The 22,644-nt window shown below is 70.1% G+C and carries 27 protein-coding genes and 1 pseudogene; 7 read left to right on the top strand and 21 right to left on the bottom strand.

Annotation, left to right across the window (positions count from 1 at the left end; translation table 11 throughout):
• Window positions 1-257 precede the first annotated feature (257 nt).
• The 3 genes and pseudogenes from ACFXAE_RS11825 to ACFXAE_RS11815 all read right to left on the bottom strand — a co-directional run.
• On the bottom strand, window positions 258-593 hold the full coding sequence (locus tag ACFXAE_RS11825; protein WP_384711802.1) for a hypothetical protein: 336 nt from the start codon (window positions 591-593) through the stop codon (window positions 258-260).
• 236 nt (window positions 594-829) lie between these two features.
• Window positions 830-1,096 (bottom strand): XRE family transcriptional regulator, encoded by a 267-nt coding sequence (locus tag ACFXAE_RS11820; protein WP_384711799.1) that lies wholly within the window; start codon window positions 1,094-1,096, stop codon window positions 830-832.
• Between the two features lie 200 nt (window positions 1,097-1,296).
• Window positions 1,297-1,425 (bottom strand): annotated as a pseudogene (locus ACFXAE_RS11815) (type II toxin-antitoxin system RelE/ParE family toxin); the annotation flags it as partial.
• 293 nt (window positions 1,426-1,718) lie between these two features.
• Between ACFXAE_RS11815 and ACFXAE_RS11810 the strand changes: the two are divergent.
• The 3 genes from ACFXAE_RS11810 to ACFXAE_RS11800 all read left to right on the top strand — a co-directional run bounded on the left by ACFXAE_RS11810 (window position 1,719) and on the right by ACFXAE_RS11800 (window position 4,373).
• A complete protein-coding gene (locus ACFXAE_RS11810) occupies window positions 1,719-3,242 on the top strand; it encodes a discoidin domain-containing protein (protein WP_384711795.1) in 1,524 nt (507 codons plus the stop codon).
• A 180-nt stretch (window positions 3,243-3,422) separates the two neighbouring features.
• The gene (locus tag ACFXAE_RS11805; protein WP_384711792.1) at window positions 3,423-3,722 is read left to right on the top strand and encodes a hypothetical protein; all 300 of its coding nucleotides are present in this window, start codon (window positions 3,423-3,425) and stop codon (window positions 3,720-3,722) included.
• A 279-nt stretch (window positions 3,723-4,001) separates the two neighbouring features.
• Window positions 4,002-4,373, top strand: a complete 372-nt coding sequence (locus tag ACFXAE_RS11800; RefSeq protein ID WP_384711789.1) for a DUF192 domain-containing protein — start codon at window positions 4,002-4,004, stop codon at window positions 4,371-4,373.
• Here ACFXAE_RS11800 and ACFXAE_RS11795 read toward each other — a convergent pair.
• Window positions 4,370-4,702 (bottom strand): hypothetical protein, encoded by a 333-nt coding sequence (locus ACFXAE_RS11795; RefSeq protein ID WP_384711786.1) that lies wholly within the window; start codon window positions 4,700-4,702, stop codon window positions 4,370-4,372. The genes ACFXAE_RS11800 and ACFXAE_RS11795 overlap by 4 nt on opposite strands.
• Window positions 4,703-5,143: 441 nt before the next feature.
• On the opposite strand from ACFXAE_RS11795, the gene ACFXAE_RS11790 reads away from it, so the two are divergent.
• The 3 genes from ACFXAE_RS11790 to ACFXAE_RS11780 all read left to right on the top strand — a co-directional run bounded on the left by ACFXAE_RS11790 (window position 5,144) and on the right by ACFXAE_RS11780 (window position 6,657).
• On the top strand, window positions 5,144-5,995 hold the full coding sequence (locus ACFXAE_RS11790) for a helix-turn-helix transcriptional regulator (RefSeq protein ID WP_384711783.1): 852 nt from the start codon (window positions 5,144-5,146) through the stop codon (window positions 5,993-5,995).
• Between the two features lie 11 nt (window positions 5,996-6,006).
• Window positions 6,007-6,198 (top strand): hypothetical protein, encoded by a 192-nt coding sequence (locus ACFXAE_RS11785; RefSeq protein ID WP_384711780.1) that lies wholly within the window; start codon window positions 6,007-6,009, stop codon window positions 6,196-6,198.
• A gap of 72 nt (window positions 6,199-6,270) precedes the next feature.
• The gene (locus ACFXAE_RS11780; RefSeq protein WP_384711777.1) at window positions 6,271-6,657 is read left to right on the top strand and encodes an ASCH domain-containing protein; all 387 of its coding nucleotides are present in this window, start codon (window positions 6,271-6,273) and stop codon (window positions 6,655-6,657) included.
• Here ACFXAE_RS11780 and ACFXAE_RS11775 read toward each other — a convergent pair.
• The 14 genes from ACFXAE_RS11775 to ACFXAE_RS11710 all read right to left on the bottom strand — a co-directional run bounded on the left by ACFXAE_RS11775 (window position 6,632) and on the right by ACFXAE_RS11710 (window position 18,130).
• On the bottom strand, window positions 6,632-7,279 hold the full coding sequence (locus ACFXAE_RS11775) for an OmpA family protein (protein ID WP_384711774.1): 648 nt from the start codon (window positions 7,277-7,279) through the stop codon (window positions 6,632-6,634). The two genes, ACFXAE_RS11780 and ACFXAE_RS11775, sit on opposite strands and share 26 nt — an antisense overlap.
• A gap of 8 nt (window positions 7,280-7,287) precedes the next feature.
• Window positions 7,288-7,866, bottom strand: a complete 579-nt coding sequence (locus tag ACFXAE_RS11770; RefSeq protein ID WP_384711771.1) for a hypothetical protein — start codon at window positions 7,864-7,866, stop codon at window positions 7,288-7,290.
• Window positions 7,867-7,900: 34 nt separating this feature from the next.
• Window positions 7,901-8,503 (bottom strand): pilus assembly protein TadG-related protein, encoded by a 603-nt coding sequence (locus ACFXAE_RS11765; protein ID WP_384711768.1) that lies wholly within the window; start codon window positions 8,501-8,503, stop codon window positions 7,901-7,903.
• Window positions 8,500-8,733, bottom strand: a complete 234-nt coding sequence (locus ACFXAE_RS11760; RefSeq protein ID WP_384711765.1) for a hypothetical protein — start codon at window positions 8,731-8,733, stop codon at window positions 8,500-8,502. The genes ACFXAE_RS11765 and ACFXAE_RS11760 overlap by 4 nt, the downstream gene beginning before the upstream one ends.
• Window positions 8,734-8,893: 160 nt before the next feature.
• Entirely contained in the window at window positions 8,894-9,757 is an 864-nt protein-coding gene (locus ACFXAE_RS11755; protein ID WP_384711762.1) for a response regulator, read from the bottom strand.
• A complete protein-coding gene (locus tag ACFXAE_RS11750; protein ID WP_384711759.1) occupies window positions 9,754-11,211 on the bottom strand; it encodes a sensor histidine kinase in 1,458 nt (485 codons plus the stop codon). The genes ACFXAE_RS11755 and ACFXAE_RS11750 overlap by 4 nt, the downstream gene beginning before the upstream one ends.
• Before the next feature lie 11 nt (window positions 11,212-11,222).
• The gene (locus tag ACFXAE_RS11745) at window positions 11,223-12,110 is read right to left on the bottom strand and encodes a DUF5936 domain-containing protein (RefSeq protein WP_384711756.1); all 888 of its coding nucleotides are present in this window, start codon (window positions 12,108-12,110) and stop codon (window positions 11,223-11,225) included.
• A gap of 22 nt (window positions 12,111-12,132) precedes the next feature.
• Window positions 12,133-13,077: a type II secretion system F family protein gene (locus ACFXAE_RS11740; RefSeq protein WP_384711753.1), complete on the bottom strand. Its 945-nt coding sequence runs from the start codon at window positions 13,075-13,077 to the stop codon at window positions 12,133-12,135.
• Window positions 13,078-13,088: 11 nt separating this feature from the next.
• Window positions 13,089-14,426, bottom strand: a complete 1,338-nt coding sequence (locus ACFXAE_RS11735) for a CpaF family protein (RefSeq protein ID WP_384711750.1) — start codon at window positions 14,424-14,426, stop codon at window positions 13,089-13,091.
• A 14-nt stretch (window positions 14,427-14,440) separates the two neighbouring features.
• Window positions 14,441-14,836 carry a TadE/TadG family type IV pilus assembly protein gene (locus ACFXAE_RS11730; protein ID WP_384711747.1) on the bottom strand — a complete coding sequence of 132 codons (396 nt, stop codon included), beginning with the start codon at window positions 14,834-14,836 and terminating at the stop codon, window positions 14,441-14,443.
• A 1-nt stretch (window position 14,837) separates the two neighbouring features.
• Window positions 14,838-15,230 carry a pilus assembly protein gene (locus tag ACFXAE_RS11725; protein WP_384711744.1) on the bottom strand — a complete coding sequence of 131 codons (393 nt, stop codon included), beginning with the start codon at window positions 15,228-15,230 and terminating at the stop codon, window positions 14,838-14,840.
• 4 nt (window positions 15,231-15,234) lie between these two features.
• The gene (locus tag ACFXAE_RS11720; protein WP_384711741.1) at window positions 15,235-16,488 is read right to left on the bottom strand and encodes a CpaE family protein; all 1,254 of its coding nucleotides are present in this window, start codon (window positions 16,486-16,488) and stop codon (window positions 15,235-15,237) included.
• A gap of 9 nt (window positions 16,489-16,497) precedes the next feature.
• Entirely contained in the window at window positions 16,498-17,205 is a 708-nt protein-coding gene (gene cpaB, locus ACFXAE_RS11715; protein ID WP_384711738.1) for a Flp pilus assembly protein CpaB, read from the bottom strand.
• 91 nt (window positions 17,206-17,296) lie between these two features.
• On the bottom strand, window positions 17,297-18,130 hold the full coding sequence (locus ACFXAE_RS11710) for a hypothetical protein (protein WP_384711917.1): 834 nt from the start codon (window positions 18,128-18,130) through the stop codon (window positions 17,297-17,299).
• Window positions 18,131-18,531: 401 nt separating this feature from the next.
• On the opposite strand from ACFXAE_RS11710, the gene ACFXAE_RS11705 reads away from it, so the two are divergent.
• Window positions 18,532-20,241, top strand: a complete 1,710-nt coding sequence (locus ACFXAE_RS11705; protein ID WP_384711735.1) for a chitinase — start codon at window positions 18,532-18,534, stop codon at window positions 20,239-20,241.
• Window positions 20,242-20,323: 82 nt separating this feature from the next.
• On the opposite strand, the gene ACFXAE_RS11700 is transcribed toward ACFXAE_RS11705, so the two are convergent.
• The 3 genes from ACFXAE_RS11700 to ACFXAE_RS11690 all read right to left on the bottom strand — a co-directional run bounded on the left by ACFXAE_RS11700 (window position 20,324) and on the right by ACFXAE_RS11690 (window position 22,473).
• Complete coding sequence (locus tag ACFXAE_RS11700; RefSeq protein ID WP_384711732.1) at window positions 20,324-20,734, bottom strand: PIN domain nuclease; 411 nt, start codon at window positions 20,732-20,734, stop codon at window positions 20,324-20,326.
• Window positions 20,731-20,958: a type II toxin-antitoxin system VapB family antitoxin gene (locus tag ACFXAE_RS11695; RefSeq protein ID WP_384711729.1), complete on the bottom strand. Its 228-nt coding sequence runs from the start codon at window positions 20,956-20,958 to the stop codon at window positions 20,731-20,733. Before ACFXAE_RS11695 ends, ACFXAE_RS11700 begins: the two co-directional genes overlap by 4 nt.
• A 186-nt stretch (window positions 20,959-21,144) precedes the next feature.
• Window positions 21,145-22,473: an Nramp family divalent metal transporter gene (locus ACFXAE_RS11690; RefSeq protein ID WP_384711726.1), complete on the bottom strand. Its 1,329-nt coding sequence runs from the start codon at window positions 22,471-22,473 to the stop codon at window positions 21,145-21,147.
• Between the last annotated feature and the right edge of the window lie 171 nt (window positions 22,474-22,644).

The raw sequence follows: 22,644 nt of genomic DNA, 5'->3' as shown, positions 1-22,644 counted from the left end.
TGGTTCCGTGAGCGGGTGACCGGTGATCAGGGCCGTGAGGATCAGGGGCGTCGCCGTCGGACTGGTTGAGGGAGAGGGCGGCCCAACGGTTCGGTGGCAGTGGGCCCCAGAACTTCAGGTCGCCGTAGCAGGCCTTGGTGGAGAGGGTGTGGAAGGGCTCGGGGAACTGTTTGCCGGATCCGCGTCGGAGGAGGAGGGCGCGCATGGTCAGCGTGTGGTGGGGCCCCAGCGGGTGTCCGGGTGAGCCGTCAGGTTGGTCAGGTGCGACTCCGCCCGTGTCTCCGCCCCGTTCCATTCGCGGCCGTACACGCCCGTGAGGGGGCGCTTCGCCAGAGGGGGAGGAGGAACTGCGGAGTTCCGCCTGCGAGTGCGGCGATCAGCCCGGCCCAGCTGCCGGCTCCGCCTCGCCAGGTGCGGCGGGCCGGCCACCAGCCGAGGGCTCCGGGAGCGGCGGCGTACGCCACCCGGGCGAGCAGTGCGCCGTTCACCGCGTCGAACGACATGGCCGTGAGGAGCAGCCCCGGGCCGCCGAGCACCGTGCACGCGAACAGCGCGTGCACGAGCAGCAGGGCCCGGGACAGGGGCCGGGGCATGTCCCGCCGCCCTCCCCCGTCGTGCCCGGGTGCGCCCCGGGCCACCCCCGACTCCGTTCCTCCCCCGTTCGAGGCCGTCCCCGCCCCTCCTCAAGCCCCCCGGTTCGCAACCGTGTTCGAGTCACGGCACGGGCCGAGGGCAGGGAGGGGTGGTTGTCGGGGGGGATGGGCCCGTGGGCCCAAAGCAGCGCCCAACCAAGGTCGCTTTTCAACCTTGCGGACAGATGACAGCAGACCTACGCGGCGTCTTCGAAGGCGAGTGTGTTGCTCCCGTCAGTCATCACACGCAGGTCCACTTCAACGCGCAGGGCTGCCGCCAACCGTACGAGGAGGTCAGCGGTGACGGGCAGCATTCCTCCCAGTTCCACCGTTTCCACCTCGTCGGCAGTCATGGCGAGGCGCTCACCCAGCCCCGCCTGCGACAGGTCCAGGGCGACCCGTCGTTCGTACACAAGCTGACCCAAGTGCTGCGCCAGGCGAATCTGCTCACGCTCGGCGACCACCTCGGGAGGCTCCGTACAGCCCTGTGCCGCCTTCCGCTCCCTGGCCGGCTTCCATCGGGCGTGCTTCATCGTTCCTCCCGGAAGTCGCGAGTGAACTCCTCGTGCGCCGGGCCATGCTCCGCCTCGCACAGCAGCTTGGCCTGCTTGGCGCGCTTGACCTCTGCTTCTTCTCGCATCCGAGTCTTCCTGAAGACCGTAAGCAGGACGATCCTCCGGTCAGTGGCCAACCAGTAGCTCACCCGAACGGCATTCCCGTCCAAAACGAACCGCAGCTCGCGTACGCCCTCTCCAAGGCCACGCGAGTGCGGCTCGTCCAGCGTGGTGGGCACCGAGGCAAGCAGCTCAGCCTTCTCCTCTGACCCGCCTGTAACGCCGAGGAGTCAGCGTTTCGAGCCACAGCCTCACTTCAGGCTCCAGTTCGATCACGAAGGGTGTGGTCACCTGCGTGAACGTAGGAGCTCGCATGAGTCTGTGTCCGCTGATCCTGTTCTGTTCACCCGTGCATGTCGAAGCACCACCGCCCGGGCCGCCGTCGTTGTCAGTCCGGCCCACTAGGGTCCTGGATCACCGTCACCACCGCGTGGCGACGTCGACTGACGTTTCGTCATAACCTGGAGTACTCATGGGCTTTGAGGCCACCTACGCCGACTTTTCCGTCGATCCGACCCTGCTGGCGAACTCCGACGTCAGGCTTCACGGGGCCCGGTTCGCCGGGTCGCACGTGGCGTTGAGCGCGGGCGGGAGCGTGACGCTGGACTTCGAGGTGGAGGACCCGGAGGACGTCCCCCAGGCGACGCTCACCGTCACGGCCCTCGTCTCCAAGCTCGGCTCCGACCTCGGGTACGCGCCGATGGACGTACTGGTCCAGGGTGAGGTGCTGGCCGAGGACCTCACCGTGCCCGGTGGCGGCGACCTTCCGCAGGACAACGTTTTCGCGGTGCCCGGGCGCCTGCTGAAGCCCGGCACCAACACCCTGGAGATACGCTCCTCGGCCAAGGCCGGCAGCATGCTCTGGCTGTACCGGATCACCCTGGACCCCGTCTGGGAGCGTGGCCGCTCCGAGCGTGCGCGGGTCGCCGAGGCCGCCCGCGACTCGGTCTTCGCCTACCATACGGAGCTCCGCCCCGCCCACGCCGCCTCCGCCCCCTGGCGGGCGGCACCGCGGCTGCTCTTCCACATCGACCGGGACGAGCACTCCCTGCCCGCCCAGCTCGGCTGGCGCGGTGAGGACGGCGCCGAGTCCGCCATCAGCTTCCAGTCCAACATGTCCGACTTCCATGGCGTGTACCGCGCCGCGGACGGTACGACGTACGAGTACCGGGGGCGGCTCACCGACCGCCGGCCGTTCTCGGACGAGACCGAGAACCTCTCGGCGTCCCCCCTGCACCGCTTCCACACGGAGGAGGGGTGGGGCGGTCGCTGGCACACCTCGCACGAACTGCGGCTGCTGGTCGACGACGGCGGGGCGCCCGTCGAGCGGGTGACCTGGCGCGACCAGCGGGGGAACTCCGGCGTGGCCGTGCTGCACGCCGCCGCCTCCGAGGTCGAGGTGACCGGTGTCGAGGCGAGCGACGAGTTCGACGACGGGGGCGAGGGGGCCGACAACCTCCTCGAGGACCAGCGCAGCAAGTGGCTGACGTTCGAGGAGACCGCCCACCTCGACTTCACCCTCGCCCGCCCCACCGCCGTCACCTCGTACTCCCTGACGTCGGCGAACGACTTCGCCGAGCGCGACCCCCGTGACTGGACGCTCCTCGGCTCGCACGACGGCCACACGTGGACGCCGCTGGACACGCGCAGCGGTGAGAAGTTCACCGAGCGGTTCCAGACCCGCGAGTTCCACCTCCGCTCCACCGCCCGGGCCTACCGCCACTACCGTCTCGACATCACCCGCAACGCGGGCGGGAGTGAGGTCCAGCTCGCCCAGGTCCGGTTCGCGGAGGCCCCCACCGGGCAGGCGTTCACCGGCTACTACCAGCGCTGGAACGAGGGCCCCATCGGCTACCGCGGCACGCCGGTCGCCGTCACGTCCGCCGCCCTTCCCACGGCTCCCCTGGTCGCCTCGGAGCTGCAGGCCGCCGTCGCGAGCCTGTCCGAGACGGCCCAGACACTGGCCGCGCTGGCGGCGCAGCTCCGCAAGCACTGATTTCGGGGGCGTGCGGAGACACGTTCGGAGCGGACGGTCGGGGGTGTCGCGCGATCCGTCACGAGGACGTTTCCGTCGGCCGGGAGAGTTCCGGCCCGTCCCCCGGGGGGCGGGCCCTGGAGCTCGCTCGCCATCTGCGGGTCGGACCACGCCTCGGGTGGAACGCCAGGAGGCGAGACTGTGTGCGAACGGCAGCAGGAGACCCGTGTCGGCGCCCGCCAGCAGTCCGTGTACACAGGTGTGCCGCTCGTGCTCGGGCAGGCAGTGCGACCACGGCAGCTCTTCGGCCAGGACCTCCTCGGCCGGCGGCCGGTGCGGGTCGGCCAGGACGGCCAGCGGCCGTGCGGCCAGGCGCGTGCCGCTGAGGGGCGCTTCGAACCGCTCTTCCCCCATCAGTACGAGGTTGTCCTCGTCACGGCGTTCCAGTACGACGTCGGCGGGGTCCAGCAAGGGCAACACCTGGGTCGGGCCGCGAAGTAAGGAGCTGTACGGGGAGCTGCGGACAGATACGTCCACCATGACGTCTGAACTGCTTCGGATACGTCGGGTCGGCGGAGGCGTGGTGCAAGGTTTTGGAAAAGCGGGAGCATCTCCGCCTCCAGTGTTCACGTTCTGCTCATTTGAGTGCGTAAGTGGCATTCGCCCGCCGGATGCTCACTCTTTTCGCAGAGTGGAGGGGTCATGCGCCCTTGGGGCGCCCTGGGGATACGTTCGGTGTGGACGTCGTGACCGGTCGGTGGTGGAGGGGGTCAGTCGAGGATGGGGCGCTGGCGGGACGGGTGTGGGGAGCTGACCGTACGAGGGAACGGCGAGAGGGCGCCGGTACGTGTTCCGCTGGAGACAGCCACCTCCTATCGGGCCCGTACCAGAGGGTTGCTGGGGCGGGACTCCCTGGACGGGGCTCTGCTGCTCTCCCCCGCCAACAGCGTGCACACCTTCCGTATGCGCATGCCCATCGACGTCGCCTATCTCGACCGGCGGCTCCGGGTCATCGCCGTCCGCACCATGCCGCCGGGGCGGCTCGGCCTGCCCCGGCTCCGGGCACGGCATGTGCTGGAAGCCGAGGCCGGGGCGATGGAGGGGTGGGGGCTTCGGGCCGGGTCCCAGGTGGAAGTGGAAGTGGACCTTTAGGGCGCCGCCGCCTCCGTGTACGTGCGTGCGCCTTCCCTGGGCAGGACCGCCCACATGCGGGTTCCTCCGCCCGGTTCCCTCGCGTCGCCGAAGCCCCAGTCGCCGGCGCAGGCTCTCACCACGCAGGCCAGGACGCGGAGCGCGGCTCGGCGGCGGGTGTCGCAGGCAGTGGCGAGGCGGGGGTGCGTGTGGCGGGGGTGGGCGTCGTAGAGGGTGACGCGGAGGGCGTTGTCGCGGTAGCGGAGTGAGACGTACAACTCCGTGGTGGGGGCCAGACGGTAGGCGCAGGCGGTGAGTTCGCCCAGCGCCTGGACCGCCGCGTCCGTCATGTCCTCCAGGCCGTGGGCCCGCAGGATCGTCCGGGCCGCGGCGCGTGCGATCGCGGGGCTCTGCGGGGCAGCGGGCAGCGTGAAGCCGCAGGAGAGGGCGTCGGGGGCCGGCGGGGCGGCGGCAGGTCGGCGGGGGCGGCGATCGGGCAGAGGTCGGCGGTCGCGGGCATGGGCAACTCCTGACGGCAGCGGGTTGTTTGTGACTCCGCCCGGTGGCTCGTCTCCCTGGGCGCGAGCACACCCCTCCCAGGGCAGGAGAGTGCGGGCGGGCTCGCGTGATGCCGTTCCGGGACGGTACGGGTCGTAGTCGATCTGTCGCTGACGGTAGAATCCCCAGAGGGGTAATGTCCATTCAATTCCAATACTTACCCCCTTTCGAGTTGGACCCGGAACACCACCCACCGGCAGACTGAGGGAGCACAACGAGGGGAAGGGAGCGGCATGGGGACGAGAAGCACGCCAACGGAGCGGCAGAAGCGGCTTGGCGCAGAGATGCGCAAGATGCGGCTGGCTGCGGGCGTCACCACGGAGTACGCGGCCGGACTGCTGAACATCGACCGGACCAGGCTGTCCAATATGGAGTCGGGCATCCGCCCCCTTTCAGCCGAGAAGATTCGCACCCTTGCCTGCAACTACGCCTGCACCGACATCAGCTACATCGACGAACTGACGGCCATGGCGGAGAACAGGAAGCGCGGCTGGTGGGAGCAGTACCGGGGTGCGCTGCCCGCCGGGCTGCTGGACGTCGCTGAGCTGGAATGGTTCTCAACACGCTTGCGCAGCCTGCAAACGGTGCACATTCCTGGCCTGCTACAGCTGAGCGGCTACGCACGCGCCGTCTTCGACTCGGCGTTGCCCCCACTGCCGAAGTCGGAGATCGAACTTCGGGTGGCGCTACGCATGCAACGGCAGAAGGTGCTTGAGCGAGAAGACGCTGTCGAGTACATGGCCTACGTGCACGAGTGCGCCCTGCGCATGCAATTCGGTGGTCGTCGGAACGCACGGGAGCAGCTTGAGCATCTGTGCGAGATGTCCGAGCGGGAGAACATCGACTTGCGCGTCCTCCCAGTTGAGGTCGGCGCGTTCCCAGGAGCCGGTCACGCAGTTTTGTACGCACACGGCCGTGTGTCTCAACTGGACACGGTGCAACTGGACTCGGCACATGGCGGAGAGTTCACTCACGCCGAGGCTCAGCTCACGAAGTACCTTGCACACATGGATTGGTGGCACGGCAAGTCACTTGACCAGCGAGCCTCCCGGGACTTCATCCTGTCTCTCGCACACCAACTCTGAGGAGCGGCATCATGACCGACATCAACTGGGAAGAACCGTTCTGCGCGGAAGGCAACAACTGCTTCCGCATAGGCACCGACCACGACGGCAACGCCTACATCGCCGTCGCCGGGCAGGAAGACACCCCGCTCACCGACAGCAGAGAGGCCCTGCGCACCCTCATCCTGGAGATCAAAGCGGGCAAGGCCGACCACCTGCTCTAGAAGCTGCGGGACGATCGGTGCGGAGACAGGCGCCGGAAGGGAAGTGGAACCGTGTGGCCACGGGTGAACGGCATGCGTGCCCTGGAGCTCGGCACCATCGGTGAGATGCGGGAGCGGCTCAACGCTCTCGTCCTGGCCGGAAGGAAAACCGCCACCACCGGGCTGCTGGCCGAGTACGTCGAGGAGACGGAGGGCCTGGAGTTCGAGGGTGAGCGCCTGGCTCTTCTCGGGAACGACGGAGACTGCGTCGCCACGATCGAGATCACCGACGTCGAGCTGACTCCCTTCGGCGGTGTCACGTGGGAACACGCCGCCGCCGAAGGAGAGGGCGACCGGTCGCTGGACGAGTGGCGGACCGGACACAGACGCTTCTGGGAAGGCATCGGCGCTCCGGTGGACGAGGACACGCCGCTGGTGTGCCTGCGGTTCCGGCTCAGCTCCCCGTACGCGGGAACGTGATCTCGACCCTGCGGTTCTTCTTGCGGCCGGCCTCCGTGGAGTTGTCGGCGATCGGATACTGCTCGCCGTAGCCGCGCACCTCGTAGGTGAGGTTCGCGTCGCTCAGCTCCTGGCCCAGGACGGCCTGTACGGCGTTGGCCCGCTGACGGGACAGGACGTCGCCGTGGGCGGACGAGCCCAGGTTGTCGGTGAAGCCGAAGACGCGGACCTTCGTCGCGTTCTGCGTCTTGATCTCGCCCGCGATCGTGGCGATACGGGCCTTCGCCTCCGCGCCGAGCTTCGCGCTGTCCTTGCCGAACAGCACCTCGGCCTGGAGCGCGAACGTCACGTCGGAGTTGGTGTCCTCGCGGCGCTCGTCGCCGCTCTTGTCCTCCACGATCTGCTTGATGTCCAGGACCTTGGGCTCGGTGAGGGTGGCGCCCTCCGGGAGCTTGAGGTCGGGGTCGTTCGGGTCGACTTCGACGGGGGCGGACGCGGACGCCTCGGTACCTGGGGGAACGCTGGGGCCGTCGTCCGCGTGGGCCACCACCGCGCCGTACAGGTGGGTGGCTGCCATGACCGTGGCGACCGAGAGGATCAGGGCGAGGCGGGGCGGTGCCGGGCGGGTTGGGGTACGCGTCATGGTCGGCCTCACCCGGAGATCTTGATCGTGCCGCTGGTGAACGTCGGCAGCTGGATACTCACGTCGGCCGTGTCGGCCGGTGGGGCGGGGAACTGCATGAAAACGGGGAGGGCCTGACCTGCGTCGAGGGTGGTGAGACCCGTCGTCGTCAGCGGGCGGCCGTCCGTGTCCCGCAGCACGTAATAGCGTTTCTTTCCCTTCGAGTCCACGAGGGTGGCACCGCCGAGCGACGGACCGTGCTTGACGACCTCGGTCTCGTCACCGCTCGCCTGGGGCGGGACGGCCACTGATTCCGCGCCGTCGTTCTTGAGATTCCCGCTCACGGTGACGAAGCCGCCGGAATCCCGTACGGCAGAGGTGATCTGCAGGAGCAGCCCGTCTGTGCCTTTGAGCTCGGCCAGAGGCGCCTCCGCCTGCCCCTCCTGGGCACTCGGGTCGGAACCACTGTCCTTGGAGGCCGACGCCGAAGGACTCGGCTTGTCGTCGTCGCCTCCACCGCCACAGCCCACGGCGCCCATGGCCAGCCCGGCCGCAATGGTCAACGCGACCACCCCCCTGCGGGCCTGCGCGGTGATCCGAATGCTCATCTCTCTGCTTCCTTCATCACTCGTCGTTCGCTTGTCAGTCGGCCAGGTGGACGTCGAACAGGTCCTCGGGCTCGGGAAGGAGTTCGACGGGCCCCTTCGGGTCCAGCTCCCATTCCTCGCCCTCGCAGGTGAGCAGCGGCAGCACATCCTCTCCAGCGTCCTCGGACGGGAGCGGGAAAGTGCAGCGGGGTTCGATCACAGCGATGGCGGTCGCGTTGGAGCGACGATTCTCCGTGCCGGGGACGATGGAGTCTCCAACGGTCCTGTTGGTCTCGACCTCGACCTTGTAGCCGAGGAGGCCCTCCGGATCGCATCCGACCACGTCGGCGTCGTTCAGCGCGGCAAGCTCGTGCGCGCGCCCGCAGGTGAGACCAATGCCGTCGACATCGCCGTCGAAGATGGCCTGCCACTTTGCCGGGTCGAGCAAGTCCTGAACCCACCGGTCCGCGAGTGCGTCCCGAGTTTCCTGTGCCGCCGCGAGTGCCGCCGCATCGGCAGCGGTCTGCGCGCCGTTCCGATTCGCCGCGGCCTGGCCGACCGCGAAGTACGCGAACGCGAGAAAGAGCAGGCCCCCCACCACCGTGATGTAGATGGGGAAGGCCTGCCCTGCGTCGCCGTAGCGGTGGAACCGCGTCAAGGAGCCACCTTGGCGATCTGCGCGTTGATCTTGCCGAGAATGGTCTGGCCGATGCTGGTGCCGGTGATCGCCAGCACGATCAGCACCACCACCGCGATGATGCCCAGGTACTCGACCGCGGTCTGGCCCTTGTCGGCGTTGCGGCGCCGCAGGGCCTCGACCGTCGTGTTCTTCCAGCCGTTGACGCGGACCTTGGTCGCGACGGCGGTCTTCATCATCAGGTCGCTCATGGGGTTCCCCTCCGGCTGACGCGGTAGCGGCCCGCTTCGCGGGGCCGCTTTCGGCATCCGCACCGTACGGTCGGGCACCCCTTCCGTCAGAGGGTCCCAGGGCCCAATCCCGGGCCCAGGCGCGGGCCCAGTTCCTCGCTCCCCTTGCCGTCACCGGAGGTCACCCCACCCCTCGGCCCGGACCCGGTGCCGTGCCGAGCCACTTCGCCGTGGCCTCGGAACGGTTCGTGCTGTGGAGCTTCGCGAAGATGCGGTTGATGTGGTTCTTGACCGTCTTCTCGCTGATGAAGCACGTGGCGGCGATCTGCTGGTTGGTCATGCCGGATGCGATGAGTTCCATGATCTCCGCCTCCCTCGTGCTGAGTCGGTACCTCGACCTGTCGGGAGCGGCCGGACGGCCGCCTGTCCACCCAGACGACGATCGTGCCATATCTGGTTGCAGTTGCGAAAGGTTTTCCGCAGAAGTAGACGCGGGCGTGATGTGGGGCAGGCCGAGTCCGTTTGCGGCGGGGCGAGTTGTGGGTGTAGTCCCCAGCCCTTCCGGTAGCGCCCTGGGTGGTCGCGGGTCCTGGCGGAGTTGCGAGAGCAACGCTCCGGCCGCTGTGGGGGTGAAGTGCGGCCTGCCCTCCCTGACGTCGCGGATCGCCGCCACCAACTGGTCCGCCGTGAACTCGCCGTGGACCAGGTAGCCGCCCGCTCCCCTGCGCAGGGCCTCCTGGACGATCTCCGCCTCCCTGCTGTACGTCAGCATCACCACAGGAGCGATCCGCACCAGGTACGGGAGCGCCGAGATGCCGTCCACGCCGGGCATGCGGACGTCCAGGAGGACCACGTCGGGGCGGTGCGTGCGGGCCACCTCGCAGGCCGCCCGGCCGTCGGCCGCCTCCGCCACCACCGTGATGTCCTCGCGACCGGTGAGGAGGGCGGTCAGGCCGGCGCGGACCACCGGGTTGTCGTCGGCCACGACCACCCGGAGGGGGGCCGGGGGCGGGACGTTCGCAAAGGGGTTCGGTGGTGTCGTCATGGGGTGGCCTCCGTGGGAGTCGTCACGGCCGCCAGCGGGAGTTCCAGGCGGACTTCGGTGCCTTGTGGGTGTGCGCCCCGGCCCATACGGATGCGGGCGCCGACCGAGGCCGCCCGCTCGACCATGCCGACGAGGCCGAAGTGGCCGGCGCGGCGCAGTTGTTCGAGGTCGGTGCCGGGCGGGAGGCCGGTGCCGTCGTCGTACACGCTGATGTGGAGGAGGTCGCCGTGGACGCCGGCGCGGACGTCGACCCTGGTCGGCTTCGCGTGGCGGTGGGCGTTCTCCATGGCCTCCGAGGCGATGGTGAGGAGTTGGCGGGCCACGGCGGGCGGGACGGGCGGGACCGCGTGCTCGCCGGTGGGGTGGTAGGTCGCGGGGACGCCGGTGCGGGCGGAGAAGTCGCGGGTGCGGGCGGCCAGTTCCACCAGGACGTCCGTGCCCTGGCCGGGGTCTGCCTCCCTGCGCAGGTCGGCCAGGAGTTCGCGGGATTCGGCGGCGGCTCTGCGGGCCGAGCGGGCCACCAGTTCCGCCTGTCGTTTCACCAGGGCGGGGTCCAGGTGCGGGGCGCCCGCCGTGCCGGCCAGGCCGTCTGCCGCCAGGGCCACTCCGTGGAGGGTCTTGGCCACCGAGTCGTGCATGTCGCGGGCGAGGCGGGCGCGTTCGGCGCTGACCGCTTCCGTGACGGCCAGGCGGGCCTGGACCGTGGTCAGGGCCTGGGTTGCCGTGCCCAGGCGGAGCATGAGGTTGCGGAGGCTGGAGCCGACCGCACCCGCGATCACGCAGAATCCGGGGAGGAGGAGTGTCTCCGCCGGGTCCGTCCGGGGGTTGTCCAGGGCCGCGTGGACGAGGAGGAGGATCAGGCCCTGGAGGGAGGCGAAGACCGCCGCGCCGCGCCAGCCGTAGATCAGGCCCGCCAGGAGGGGGGTGCAGACGCTGACGTAGGCGAGGGTGGTGTCGGGGCCCGCCGAGATGAGGAGCAGGGCTCCGAAGAGGGTGTCCGCCGCGAGGAGGGTGGGGTGGCGGAGGAGGAGGGGGCCGAAGCGTTCCCAGTCCCTGAAGAGGACGTAGGAGGCCATGAAGGTGGCTACTACCGCTATGCCGACCAGGCGGGTGCTCCAGCCCGGGGCCGCGTTGAGGAGGGCGGAGGGGGCCGCCAGCGCGATCATCGCGAGGCGGAAGCCGAATGCCTGCCGGCAGAGAGCCTGGAGGGCGTTGACCTGGATTTGGACGTCCGGTGCCGGTGCGGGTTGTGAGGGGTGCGTCCGGCCTTCGGCCGGATCCGGGTTCCCACCCGTGCGGGTCTCGTCGTCGGGTGCGGGTGGCCCCTGTGGGAGCTGAGCGCCGTCGGCGGCTGCCGCTCCGTGCGTCTGCGCCTGTCCTGCCGGTGGGGTGGTGATGCCCGACGGTCCGGCCGCGCGGCGGAACAGCCTCGTGCGTTCCCTGGTCGTCGTCATCGCCCCCTGCCCTACTCGCCCGTGACCGTGCCGAAGTCGATGCCGGAGCCGAGGATCAGGCCGGCGCCGAGGAGGATCATCGTGGCCGGGACCATGAACGTGGTGATCATCATGGTGGCCTTCGGGACCGCGCGGGCCGCCTTGCGGCGGGCGTTCTGCGCGTCCGTGCGGCGCATGTCCTTGGCCAGGGACACCAGCGTGTCGACGATCGGCGCGCCCAGCTCCTCGCCCTGCTGCAACGCCGTGACGAACATCGCGACCTGTTCGGAGTCGTTGCGGCGGCGCAGTTCCGCGAAGGCCTGGCGGCGGCTCATGCCCAGGTCCATCTGGCGGAGCGTGATGCGCAGCTCGTCCGCCCACGGGCCCTCGTACTTCGACGACACCCGGTCCAGGGCCTGCCGGAAGCCCAGGCCCGCGCTCACCACCACCGCCAGCACGTCCAGGAAGTCCGGCAGCGTCCGCTCGATGACGTCCTTGCGGATGCGGATCGCCGACCAGATGCCGACCTCCGTCCAGAACGCCCCGAAGGCCAGGAGCAGCAGGGCCATGAAGAGCTGGCCGCGCAGGAGGAAGACCAGGAAGCCCACCCCGCCGAGCGCCCCGTACACCGCGCGGCGGGCGGCGTAGCGGTCGATGGTGAGGCCGCCGGGATTGCCCGCCAGGTCGATCTTGTGGCGGTACCTGGCGACCTGCTTGGGGCCCATGACGCGCAGCACGGCGGGGGCGTAGCGCATGCCCAGGCGGTCGACGAGGGAGTCGACCGCACCCGTGCGGGTGGCGCCGACCTCCAGGGCGAGGGCCAGGTCGCTGGGGAGTTTCACCTCCGCCCGGTACATGCGGAGGCCGGCGAAGACGCCGTAGACGGCGAGGCCCATCAGGAGGGCCAGGAGAAGTGCCATGTCGGTCGGTCCTCCTCGCCGTTCAGACGTCGATGCGGGACAGGCGGCGGATGAGGACGAAGCCGACGGCGTACAGGCCGAACGCGATGATCACCGCGAGCTGGCCGGCCGGGGAGCCGGTCATGCGCTCCAGGGCGCCGTCCTTCACGCCGTTCATCAGGAACAGCGAGCCGACGCCGAGCACGGGCACGGCGTACGACGTCATGCTGACCTGGGAGAGCTGGGTGCGGACCTCTCGCCGGGTCTCCTTTCTCTCCTCCAGCGTCTCCGTCAGGTTCCGCAGGGCGCTCACCACCTGGCCGCCCGCCCGGTTGGACAGCACAAGGGTGGTGACCAGGACGACCAGTTCGCGGGACGGGAGGCGGTCGGCGAGTTCGCCGAGGGCGTCGTCCATCGACGCGCCCACCGCCAACTGGTTGGCCACCTTGGCCAGTTCCTCGCCCGCCGGGGCCTCCAGCTCCTCCGCCGCCATGCCGACGGCCGTACGGAGGGCCAGGCCGGCCTGGGTGGCGTTGGCGAGGATGCGGGCCAGTTCCGGGAGCTGGTTGATGAACTTCTCGATGCGTTTCTGCCGCTGCCAGTTGAGGAACTGCAGCGCCACCCCGATGCCGAGCAGGCCGGCGATCGGGCCGAAGAAGGGGGCGAGGGTCGCCTGGCCGACGAGCCACAGGCCGGCGACCGTGGCGAGCATGTAGACGAAGAACTCGCCGGGGGTGACGTCCAGGCCGGTGGCCGCCAGGCGCAGTTCGAGCTTCTTGCCGAGCCCGGTGCGGCGCAGGCGGCGGTCCAGGGTCGGGAAGTGGCGCCGGCGGCCGGTGAGGGGGATCTGGCCGGTGGCCGACAGCCGGTCCACCAGTGCCTGCCGCTGTGCCCTGCCGGTGGCGTACGCGTGCACGCCGACGACCGCGAGGACGCAGGTCAGCAGCGCGATGCCGGTGGTCAGCGTGATCAGGTTCTGCAGATCCATGGGGACGGTTCCTACCTGGCTTCTCGGGTGGCGAGCTGGTCGTAGGACTGGGCGATGCCGAACGCCTGGGGGACGGGCTGGCTCGCCATGTAGAGGCGGTCGGCGGTGCGGCGCGGGAGGGGGTGGTGCTCGTAGGCGCCGTGGACGCGGCCGTCGGCGGTCATGGGCCGCGCCTGGAAGCGGGCGACCGTGGTCAGCCGGTACGGCTCCGAGGCGTGGCTCTCCAGCAGGGCGACCTCGGTGATGCGGCGGGCGCCGTCGGCGAAGCGGGTGAGCTGGACGATGACGTCGACGGCGCTGTTGATCTGGTCGTGGAGCGCCACGAAGGGGATCTCGACGTCGGACATGGAGGCGAGGGTCTGGAGGCGCATCAGGGCGTCCTCGGCGCTGTTGGCGTGGACCGTCGCGAGGGAGCCGTCGTGGCCCGTGGACATGGCCTGGAGCATGTCCAGGGACTCGCCGCCGCGGACCTCACCGACGACGATGCGGTCGGGGCGCATGCGCAGGGAGTTGCGGACGAGGTCGCGGATGGTGACCTGTCCCTTGCCCTCGACGTTCGGCGGGCGGGACTCCAGGCGGATGACGTGCGGCTGCTGGAGCTGGAGTTCGGCGGAGTCCTCGATGGTGATGATGCGTTCGCGCTCGGGGATCAGGCCGGAGAGGGCGTTCAGGAGGGTCGTCTTACCGGTGCCCGTGGCGCCGGACACGATGACGTTGAAGCGGGCCTGCACCAGGCCGGCCAGCAGGTACAGCATGTGGTCGTCCAGCGAACCGAGGCCGATCAGCTCCTGGAGGGTGAAGGAGCGGGGGAAGCGGCGGATGGTGAGGGTGGCGCCGGTCAGGGAGAGCGGCGGGATGATGACGTTGACGCGCTCGCCGGAGGGGAGGCGGGCGTCGACCATGGGGTTCGACTCGTCGACGCGGCGGTTGACGGTGGAGACGATGCGTTCGATCGTCTGCATCAGCTGGTCGTTGGAGGCGAAGCGGAGCGGGAGCTGTTCGACGCGGCCGCCGCGCTCGACGAAGATCGCGTCGGGGCCGTTCACCATGATCTCGGTGATGGACGCGTCCTCCAGGAGGGGTTCCAGGATGCCGAGGCCCAGTGCCTCGTCGACGACCCGGCGGATCAGCTGGGAGCGCTCGACGGTCGACAGGACCGGGCCCTCGCGGCTGATGATGTGACCGAGGACGCGTTCCAGCCGGGCCCGGCGCTCGGCCGCCGCCAGCGAACTCATCTCCGCGAGGTCGATCTCCTCAAGGAGCTTGGCGCGGTAGGAGGCGACCAGGTGGCCGTCCTCGCCCCGTCCGGCCGTCTCCTCGGGGGAGTTGATGCGTGCCCGCAGGCTCATGGGTCGCTCGCTCCTCAGTGGTCTCGCGGCATCGTGGCGGACTTGCGGGCGGGGCCGAAGTCCCAGCCCGGCACGATCGACGGGATGTCGACCGTGGCGGTGACGGTGATCTCGTCGCCGCCGGAAGAGCCCTCGCAGGAGGTGCCGTCGGCGAGCCAGTCGCTGACGGCGGCGGTGCAGGCGTAGCCGTACGCCTGGTCCAGCGAGGCGCTGCGGGCCCCCGCGCGGGCCGCCGTGCCGGCCTGCTGGGCGGTGTAGGCGACCAGGCCGAGCTGTACGGCGGCCATGGCGACGACGAGCAGGATCGGGAGGAAGCCGAGGTATTCGATGGCGACCTGGCCGCGGTCGCGGGGCCGGAGCCGGGGTCGGAGTCGAGGCCGGGGTCGGGGTGCGTACGGCGTGTACGGCATGTCAGTCCGTCTCCTCCTCGACCGCGCCCGCGTGTCCCTCCACGTCGAGGGGCAGGGAGATGACGCCGGGGAAGAGGAGGGGGACGCTCAGCTTCACGTCGGCGGTGACGAAGCCGCCCGCGGTCGTGCAGTTCACGGTCGCTCCCTCCGCCCACGCTCCCGACAGCTTGTCCAGTCCGGCCTGTCGGCAGGCGCCCTGGCGTGCGCCGGGTGCCGCCGCCGTGCCCGCCCGTACGGCCTCGTCCGCAGCATTCCCCGCGAGCGTGAACGCGTACCCCACCAGGACGAGCTGCCACAGCACCACCAGTGTCACGAGGATCGTGGGGGTCATGCCGAGGAACTCGATGGTCACCTGGCCCCGGTCGTCCGGTCGCCGTGACGCCGTCCTCCTCATCGCCTCATCCCCCCGAGTCCCTGCGCCGCCGGAAGCTCACCGATCCCCGGTCGCCGCGCGGCCGGCCCGTGCGCCGGTCGCCCTCGGCGGCCTTGACCAGGCCGAGTTCGCCGGCCAGGCCCCACAGGGCCTGCTTCACGGCGCTCTTGTTCTCCAGTTCGTGGACGCGGCCGGCGTCCACGACGGCCTGGAGTTCCTTGAAGTGGGCGGGGATCGCGGTGGCCGCGACGGCGGTGCCGGTGATCTTCCGGATGAGCGGGGGCTGGATCTCCGTGGACCGGGTGTGGCGGTTGACGACCACGGTGGTCTCCTCGGCCTTGCGGATCTGCAGCCGGTCCCACATCCGCACCGCCCGCTTGGCGCCCCGTACGGCGATCACGTCGGGGGTGGTGACCAGCAGGGCGGTGTCGGCCATCTCCACGGCCGCCGCGCCGGCGCCGCCGAGCTGGGCGCCGCAGTCGATGACGACGACCTCGTAGCGGGAGCGCAGCGCGCTGACGATCTGGCGGGCGGCGCGGTCGGTGACGTCCTCGCCGCGTTCGCCCTCGCCGGGGGCGAGGAGCAGGGCGAGGCCGGTGTCGTGGCGGAAGACGGCGTCGGCGAGGACGCGCGGGGAGATGTCGTTGATGGCGGCGAGGTCGACGACGGAACGGCGGAACTGGACGTCCAGGTAGGCGGCGACGTCGCCGGTCTGGAGGTCCATGTCGACGAGGGCGGTGGTGCGGCCGGAGGCCTGGGCGGCGAGGGCGAGCTGGACGGCGGTCAGGGTCGCGCCGACGCCGCCCTTCGCCCCGCTGACGGTGACGACGGTGCCGCCGACGCCGGTGAACACGTCGCCGCCGGAGCCGAGATGGCGTCGTACTCCGGCTGACCACTGGGCGACGGCCTGGACGCGGCTGGCGAGTTCCTCGTAGCTGAGCGGGAGGGCGGCCAGGCCGCGGGCGCCGTAGTCCATGGCGGCCTGGAAGAGGCCGGGGCTCGCGTCGGAGGTGACGAGGATGACGCCGACGGCGGGGAAGCGCAGGGCGACTTCGCGGATCAGCTCCAGGGCGGGGACGGGGCCGATCCGCTCGTGCACGACCACGACCTCGGGCAGCTCGTCGACGGACTCGGCGGCCAGGCGGGCGAGGGTGTCGACGAGCTGGGTGGAGTCGGCCACCGGGGCGACCGGTTCGGCGTCCGGGAGCTGGCTGAGCAGTGTGGTGAGGGACCGGACCGCGTCCGCGTCGCCGACTGCCGGGAGGATCCTCGTGGGCATGCGGGCCTCTCACTTGTCCTTCGCGAGTTCGTACGTCCGGTCCTGCTCCGGGACGGTGCTGTCGGTTCCGGGTGCGACCAGCGCGAGGCGGACCCGCTGGGCGAACGACTCGGCGTAGGTGATGCGCTGGGCGTCGATGGCGGACAGCGCGAAGGTGATCGGGACGGCGTCGGTGGGCTCCCGGCCGCGGTCGTTCTCGTCGGGCTGGAGGGCGGTGAGCTTGCCGACGTCGAGGACCTTGGCGTTGGTCACGATGACCCTGGACTGGTCGGGGTCGCCCTCGCGCTCGCCCTCGAAGGTGGCGTAGACGTTGACCGAGGAGCCCGGTGTGATCTTGCCGGCGACGCCGGTCGCCGCGTCGATCATGATGGCGACCTCCTGCTGTCCCGGCTGCAGGGCGGGCTGGTCCACGATCATGTCGCTCTGCAGCAGGGAGCCCTCCTGCAGGTCGGTCACGGCGATCTTGCCCCGGATCTCGTCCAGGTCGGTGACGGCGTTCTTCGACAGCCAGCGCTCGGGCATCTCGATCTTCTCGAACTGGCCCGTGCCGAGGGGGGTGTAGGGCGCCACGTTCGTCTTCAGCCGGTACGCGGTGACCTCGGGGCCGACCTTGGACTCCACGTCGCTGATGACGGAGAGCACGCCGGCGAACGCGCCGAGGGCGCACAGGACCGACAGAAGGAGGAGTATCACGCCGCGGCGCTGACGGGAGTTCATGAACCGTGCAACCTCATCGGAGATATCGGTCGAGCGGAATCGGGCGGGGTCGTGCGGTGGGTGAACGGGGTCGTGCGGTGGCCGGACGGGGTCAGGTGCCCCGGGTGAGGGCCGGCGTGCCCTCGGGGGCTGGCGGTACTGCGGAACAGAACACGCACCGGTCGCCGATGACGTCGATGCCGCACCAGTGGCAGCTGCCGCGTCGTACGGAGGTGACCAGCTGGTACAGGACGGACAGGTCGGGCAGGTAGGTGCAGAACTCGACGATCCTGCCGGTCCCCCACCAGCCGGGGGACTCGGCGGGCAGTGGTGTCTCGCGCAGTCCCTGGACCTTCCAGGACGGGGCCAGGGTGGTGGTGACCCAGTCGGACTGGAGCTGGCCCTTGGCGACGAGCATCCAGGTACCGAACTCGGGGCCGTCGAGCGAGGTCTCGGGGCCGAGGCGGACGAGTTGCGGCTGCGGGTGGGCAAGTACGGCGAACTGGCTGCCGGGCATCCAGGACTTGGCGTGCTGCTTCAGGTCGACGGGGACGCGGTCGAGGCGGGCGACGGAGCCGAGCAGGGCCCCGGAGTGGATGTAGTGGATCAGCAGCCGGCCGGCGGAGGCGAGGACGCCGGGGCTGAGGTCGCAGGAGGCGAGCTGCCGTAACTGGCGGGCCAGGACGGCCAGTCCGAGCGGTGGCAGATCGGGGTGGAAGAGGGCTATCCGGTCGCTCTCCAGCAGGGAGCGCAGGGTGTGCAGGCGTCGCCGGACGGCGACGGGGACGGCCTGGGAGCAGACCACGATGACGTGCCCGTGGTGCTCGATGAGCAGTTGCAGCTCGGACAGGACCTGTTCGAGCGGGCGGGTGTCGATGTCCCGCAGCACGACGGCGGGCAGGGTTCGTTCGTCCTGGGCCGGCAGCGCCATGTCGGCGCCGGTCACGGCGATGGCAGTTGGCACGCGCGGCTCCCCGTTCTCCCCAGGCCCCTCGGCCCACCGGGCGTTACTCCGATGCACCCTGGCGACTTCACTGCGTGACTACGCCAGCACTGTATCCGCGGGCCTGTGACCGGAGAACAGCGTTTGAGTAGCCGAACAGCAACTGCCGATGCACAAGGTGCTTCAAAACGGGACAGGTTGAGCATCTCGCCGGTCTCGACCGGGCCCCGTAGGTGTGGATCCTGCGCACCGCCTTGACGCCGGGCGATGACCCGGGGGTGGCTCACTGGTCGATTTTGGTCTGGACCTATTGACAACGGGATTGGTCTGGACCACCTTGTGCTGCACGCGATGGCCACCGTCGTTCCCTCCTCCCCCACCCTTCTCCCCCACCGGAGGCCCCCATGAACCGCGCACCAGGAACGCCCGTTCGCCGCAGACGTCTCTGGGCCGGAGCCTTCGTCTCCGCCCTCGCCCTCGCCCTTCCCCTCGCCGGCGCGGGCCAGGCCTCCGCGGCGGACGTCAACAACGCCAAGAACGCCGGCTTCGAGGCGGGTCTGAGCAACTGGACCTGCTCGGCGAACAGCGGCGCGACCGTCTCCTCCCCGGTGCACGGCGGTACGGCCGCGCTCAAGGCCACGCCCGCCGGGCAGGACAACGCCCGCTGCACCCAGACGGTCGCGGTGAAGCCCGCTTCCACGTACAGGCTGAGCGGCTGGGTGCGGGGCGGGTACGCCTACCTGGGCGTGACCGGCACCGGTACGACGGACGTGTCCACCTGGACCCCGGACTCCGGCAGCTGGAAGCAGCTGTCGACGAGCTTCACCACCGGTTCCTCCACCACGTCGGTGACGGTCTACACCCACGGCTGGTACGGCCAGGCCGCCTACCACGTGGACGACCTGTCGGTGTTCGGTCCCGACGGGGGCGGCGGCGGTGACCCGGAGCCGACGGTCCCGGGCACACCGGGCGGCCTCAGCGTCTCCGGTACGACGTCCTCGTCGGTGACCCTGGCCTGGAACGCGGTGTCGGGGGCGACCGGGTACACCCTCTACCGCGACGGCACGAAGGTGACGGCGGTGTCGGGCACGTCGGCGACGGTGACCGGGCTCGCGGCCTCGACGTCGTACTCCTTCCAGGTCGCCGCGACCAACGCGGCGGGCGAGTCGCCGAAGTCGGCGGCGGTGTCCGCGCGGACCGCGGAGAGCGGCGGGGGCGGGGGCGGTGACCTGCCCGGGCACGCGGTGACCGGGTACTGGCAGAACTTCGACAACGGCGCGGCGGTGCAGCGCATCTCGGACGTCCAGTCCCACTACGACATCATCGCGGTCGCCTTCGCCGACGCCACCGGCACTCCGGGCGCCGTCACCTTCAACCTCGACTCGGCGGGCCTGAACGGCTACACCGTCGACCAGTTCAAGGCGGATGTCCGGGCCAAGCAGGCGGCCGGGAAGAAGGTCATCATCTCGGTCGGCGGCGAGAAGGGCACCGTCTCGGTGAACGACTCCGCCTCCGCGGCGAACTTCGCGAACTCGGTGTACGCCCTGATGCGGGAGTACGGCTTCGACGGCGTCGACATCGACCTGGAGAACGGCCTCGACGCGACCTACATGACGCAGGCGCTGCGCTCGCTGTCGGCGAAGGCGGGCCCGTCGATGATCCTGACGATGGCGCCGCAGACCATCGACATGCAGTCGACGTCCGGCTCGTACTTCCGTACCGCGCTGAACGTGAAGGACATCCTCACGGTCGTCAACATGCAGTACTACAACAGCGGTTCCATGCTGGGCTGCGACGGCAAGGTCTACAGCCAGGGCTCGGTGGACTTCCTCACCGCGCTCGCCTGCATCCAGCTGGAGGGCGGTCTCGACCCGTCCCAGGTGGGCCTGGGCCTGCCGGCCTCGACGCGGGGCGCGGGCAGCGGCTACGTCTCCCCGTCGGTCGTGAACAACGCCCTGGACTGCCTCACCAAGGGCACCGGCTGCGGTTCGTTCAAGCCGTCGAAGACCTACCCGGGCCTGCGGGGCGCGATGACCTGGTCCACCAACTGGGACGCCACGGCCGGCAACGCCTGGTCCGACGCGGTGGGCCCGCACGTCCACGCGCTGCCGTAACCACCGGCCCGCACGCACTCCGGCCTCGCCCCCGCCCACGCACCGTGGGCGGGGGCGAGGCCGTGAACCACTCCGTCCGGTCTCACGACCGGAGGTCGATCATCCTGACCGGCTGCCCCGTCGTCCGGGCGACGGTCTCGAAGTCCCGGTCGCAGTGCAGAAGCGTCAGCCCGGCCTCCTCCGCCGCGGCGGCGACCAGGAGATCCACAGGGCCCGCGCCGCGGTGCTCGCCCTTCGCGGTCAGCTCGCGCTGGACGACCCGCGCCCGGCGGAAGATCCCCTCCGGCATGGGACACCGGCTGAACTGGCGCAGTATGCCTTCGACGATCTCGCGGTCCGCCACGGAGCGGGCCGAGTACAGCACCTCCAGTTCGGTCACGTCGCACAGCGCGACGATCCCTGCGGCGATGCGCCGGTCCCACTCCTCCGTTGCCCGGTCCTGCAGAACTCGGGCGAGGGCCGAGGTGTCGATGAGGTAGTCGGCGACCGTCACCGGGGTGCGCCGCCCCGGTAGTTGCGCTTGTCCAGCAGAAGATCGACGTCGAGCGCGCCCTCTGCCGCGAGATCCTTGAGTTCCCGAAGAGCTCGCAGGCGACGGTTGCGAGCGACGATCTCACGCAGGGCCGTATTGACGGTGTCGCGCTTGGTGGAAGTCCCGAGCTCCTTGGCAGCCGCTTCCAGCGCCTCGTCGTCGAGATCGATGACTGTGCGACTCACAGAACCCTCCCGGATATATACACTGAGCAAGCGCAGTATACATTCCTGACCGCATCAAGCCCGTGACCTGCGGATATCGCGTTGCCGTCGGATCAGTGCGGGGACCGAGTGCCCGGCGGTCCCTTCACGGCACCCGGTCCACGGAGGTCACGCTCCGCTCGGTGCCGAACCGGAACGCCCGGGTCGTCAGAAGAACTCCGACCACGGCTGGTCCCAGACCTGCTTGGCGCACAGCACCAGGAACAGCAGGCCGGCGACGGCGAGCATGGTGTTGCTGAGAGGGCCGTTGCGCCATTCGCGCGGTGTGCGGGAGGAGTTGAGGAGCCAGAGCAGGGTGAGGGCGAGGAAGGGCATGAAGGCGGCGCCCAGGACGCCGTAGATGATGATCAGGCGGAAGGGCTCGTCCTGGAAGAGCAGGACGATGGGCGGGAAGGTGAGCCAGAGCAGGTAGGCGCGGAAGGCCCAGGAGCGTTCGCGGCGGCCGGAGGCCAGCTCGGCGCCGCGCGCCTCCCGCTCACCGCGCAATCGGGCCAGGAAGTCGGCGAACATCAGGCTGACGCCGTGCCAGACGCCGATCAGGGAGGTGAAGGAGGTGGCGAAGAAGCCGATCAGGAAGAGCTTGCCGGTGGCCGTGCCGTACTCCTGCTCCAGGATGTCGCCGAGCTGCATCAGACCCTTGTCGCCGCTCGCGATCGCGATGTTCGCCGAGTGCAGCAGTTCGGCGCCGACGAAGAGCATCGCGATGACGAAGAGGCCGGTGGTGGCGTAGGCGACCCGGTTGTCCAGGCGCATGACCTTCATCCAGCCGGTGTTCGTCCAGCCCTTGGCGTTGACCCAGTAGCCGTACGCGGCCAGCGTGATGGTGCCGCCGACGCCGCCGATCAGGCCGAGGGTGTTGAGGACCGAGTCCTTCTCGTCCGGGAGGACCGGGAGGAGGCCGGCGAAGGCGTCGCCGAGGTTCGGGGTGACGCGGATCGCCAGGTAGACGGTCACGACGAACATGACGCCCACCAGGACCGTCATGACCTTCTCGAAGACGCTGTACTTGTTGAACCAGACGAAGACCAGGCCCACCAGGCCGCAGGCGATGCCCCACCATTCGAGGTCCATCACGTCCGGGAAGAGCGCCTGGAGCGGCAGGGCGCTCGACGACATCGCCGCCGCGCCGTAGACGAAGCCCCAGATCACGGCGTAGACCGCGAAGAACCAGGTCGTCCAGGGGCCGAGACTCGCCCAGCCGTCGAAGAGGGTGCGCCCGGTGGACAGGTGCCAGCGTCCGCACGCCTCCGCGAGGGAGATCTTCACCAGACAGCCGACGACCGCGGCCCACAGCAGGGTGTAGCCGAAGTTGCTGCCCGCGATGAGGGTGGCGACGAGGTCGCCGGCGCCGACACCGGTCGCGGCGACGACGATGCCGGGGCCGATGTGGCGCCAACTGGACTTGCGGGGAGCCGGGTCGGCCCCGGACCCGAGTGGTGCGCCGACGTCTCTGGTGTTGCCCGTGGTGTCCGCCATGGGGGCCAAGAAAGCCCATGGCCGCCGGTCGGACAAGAGGGCGTGCGGGGATCTTCACGGGATGCACCTGGTCGAGTGACCGACCGAAACCCTCATCTTGACCGGACCATGTCACTCCGTGACGATGTCGGCACCGCACCACGCACGTCGCCATGAACCACCCCCACCTCC

The sequence above is a fragment of the Streptomyces sp. NPDC059454 genome, assembly GCF_042749965.1.
Lineage (GTDB): Bacteria > Actinomycetota > Actinomycetes > Streptomycetales > Streptomycetaceae > Streptomyces.
This window is presented reverse-complemented; position numbering and strand designations above follow the sequence as displayed.

Bases quoted from the DNA above. Each gene is read 5' to 3' on its own strand.
- ACFXAE_RS11785 (WP_384711780.1), top strand. From the start codon at position 6,007: ATGACCGACATCAACTGGGAAGAACCGTTCTGCGCGGAAGGCAACAAC.
- ACFXAE_RS11725 (WP_384711744.1), bottom strand. From the start codon at position 15,230: ATGAGGAGGACGGCGTCACGGCGACCGGACGACCGGGGCCAGGTGACC.
- ACFXAE_RS11740 (WP_384711753.1), bottom strand. From the start codon at position 13,077: ATGGATCTGCAGAACCTGATCACGCTGACCACCGGCATCGCGCTGCTG.
- ACFXAE_RS11735 (WP_384711750.1), bottom strand. From the start codon at position 14,426: ATGAGCCTGCGGGCACGCATCAACTCCCCCGAGGAGACGGCCGGACGG.
- ACFXAE_RS11800 (WP_384711789.1), top strand. From the start codon at position 4,002: ATGGGGCGCTGGCGGGACGGGTGTGGGGAGCTGACCGTACGAGGGAAC.
- ACFXAE_RS11760 (WP_384711765.1), bottom strand. From the start codon at position 8,733: ATGAGCGACCTGATGATGAAGACCGCCGTCGCGACCAAGGTCCGCGTC.
- ACFXAE_RS11795 (WP_384711786.1), bottom strand. From the start codon at position 4,702: ATGACGGACGCGGCGGTCCAGGCGCTGGGCGAACTCACCGCCTGCGCC.
- ACFXAE_RS11755 (WP_384711762.1), bottom strand. From the start codon at position 9,757: ATGACGACACCACCGAACCCCTTTGCGAACGTCCCGCCCCCGGCCCCC.
- ACFXAE_RS11750 (WP_384711759.1), bottom strand. From the start codon at position 11,211: ATGACGACGACCAGGGAACGCACGAGGCTGTTCCGCCGCGCGGCCGGA.
- cpaB (WP_384711738.1), bottom strand. From the start codon at position 17,205: ATGAACTCCCGTCAGCGCCGCGGCGTGATACTCCTCCTTCTGTCGGTC.
- ACFXAE_RS11790 (WP_384711783.1), top strand. From the start codon at position 5,144: ATGGGGACGAGAAGCACGCCAACGGAGCGGCAGAAGCGGCTTGGCGCA.
- ACFXAE_RS11730 (WP_384711747.1), bottom strand. From the start codon at position 14,836: ATGCCGTACACGCCGTACGCACCCCGACCCCGGCCTCGACTCCGACCC.
- ACFXAE_RS11780 (WP_384711777.1), top strand. From the start codon at position 6,271: ATGCGTGCCCTGGAGCTCGGCACCATCGGTGAGATGCGGGAGCGGCTC.
- ACFXAE_RS11720 (WP_384711741.1), bottom strand. From the start codon at position 16,488: ATGCCCACGAGGATCCTCCCGGCAGTCGGCGACGCGGACGCGGTCCGG.
- ACFXAE_RS11705 (WP_384711735.1), top strand. From the start codon at position 18,532: ATGAACCGCGCACCAGGAACGCCCGTTCGCCGCAGACGTCTCTGGGCC.
- ACFXAE_RS11770 (WP_384711771.1), bottom strand. From the start codon at position 7,866: ATGAGCATTCGGATCACCGCGCAGGCCCGCAGGGGGGTGGTCGCGTTG.
- ACFXAE_RS11745 (WP_384711756.1), bottom strand. From the start codon at position 12,110: ATGGCACTTCTCCTGGCCCTCCTGATGGGCCTCGCCGTCTACGGCGTC.
- ACFXAE_RS11810 (WP_384711795.1), top strand. From the start codon at position 1,719: ATGGGCTTTGAGGCCACCTACGCCGACTTTTCCGTCGATCCGACCCTG.
- ACFXAE_RS11690 (WP_384711726.1), bottom strand. From the start codon at position 22,473: ATGGCGGACACCACGGGCAACACCAGAGACGTCGGCGCACCACTCGGG.
- ACFXAE_RS11775 (WP_384711774.1), bottom strand. From the start codon at position 7,279: ATGACGCGTACCCCAACCCGCCCGGCACCGCCCCGCCTCGCCCTGATC.
- ACFXAE_RS11825 (WP_384711802.1), bottom strand. From the start codon at position 593: ATGCCCCGGCCCCTGTCCCGGGCCCTGCTGCTCGTGCACGCGCTGTTC.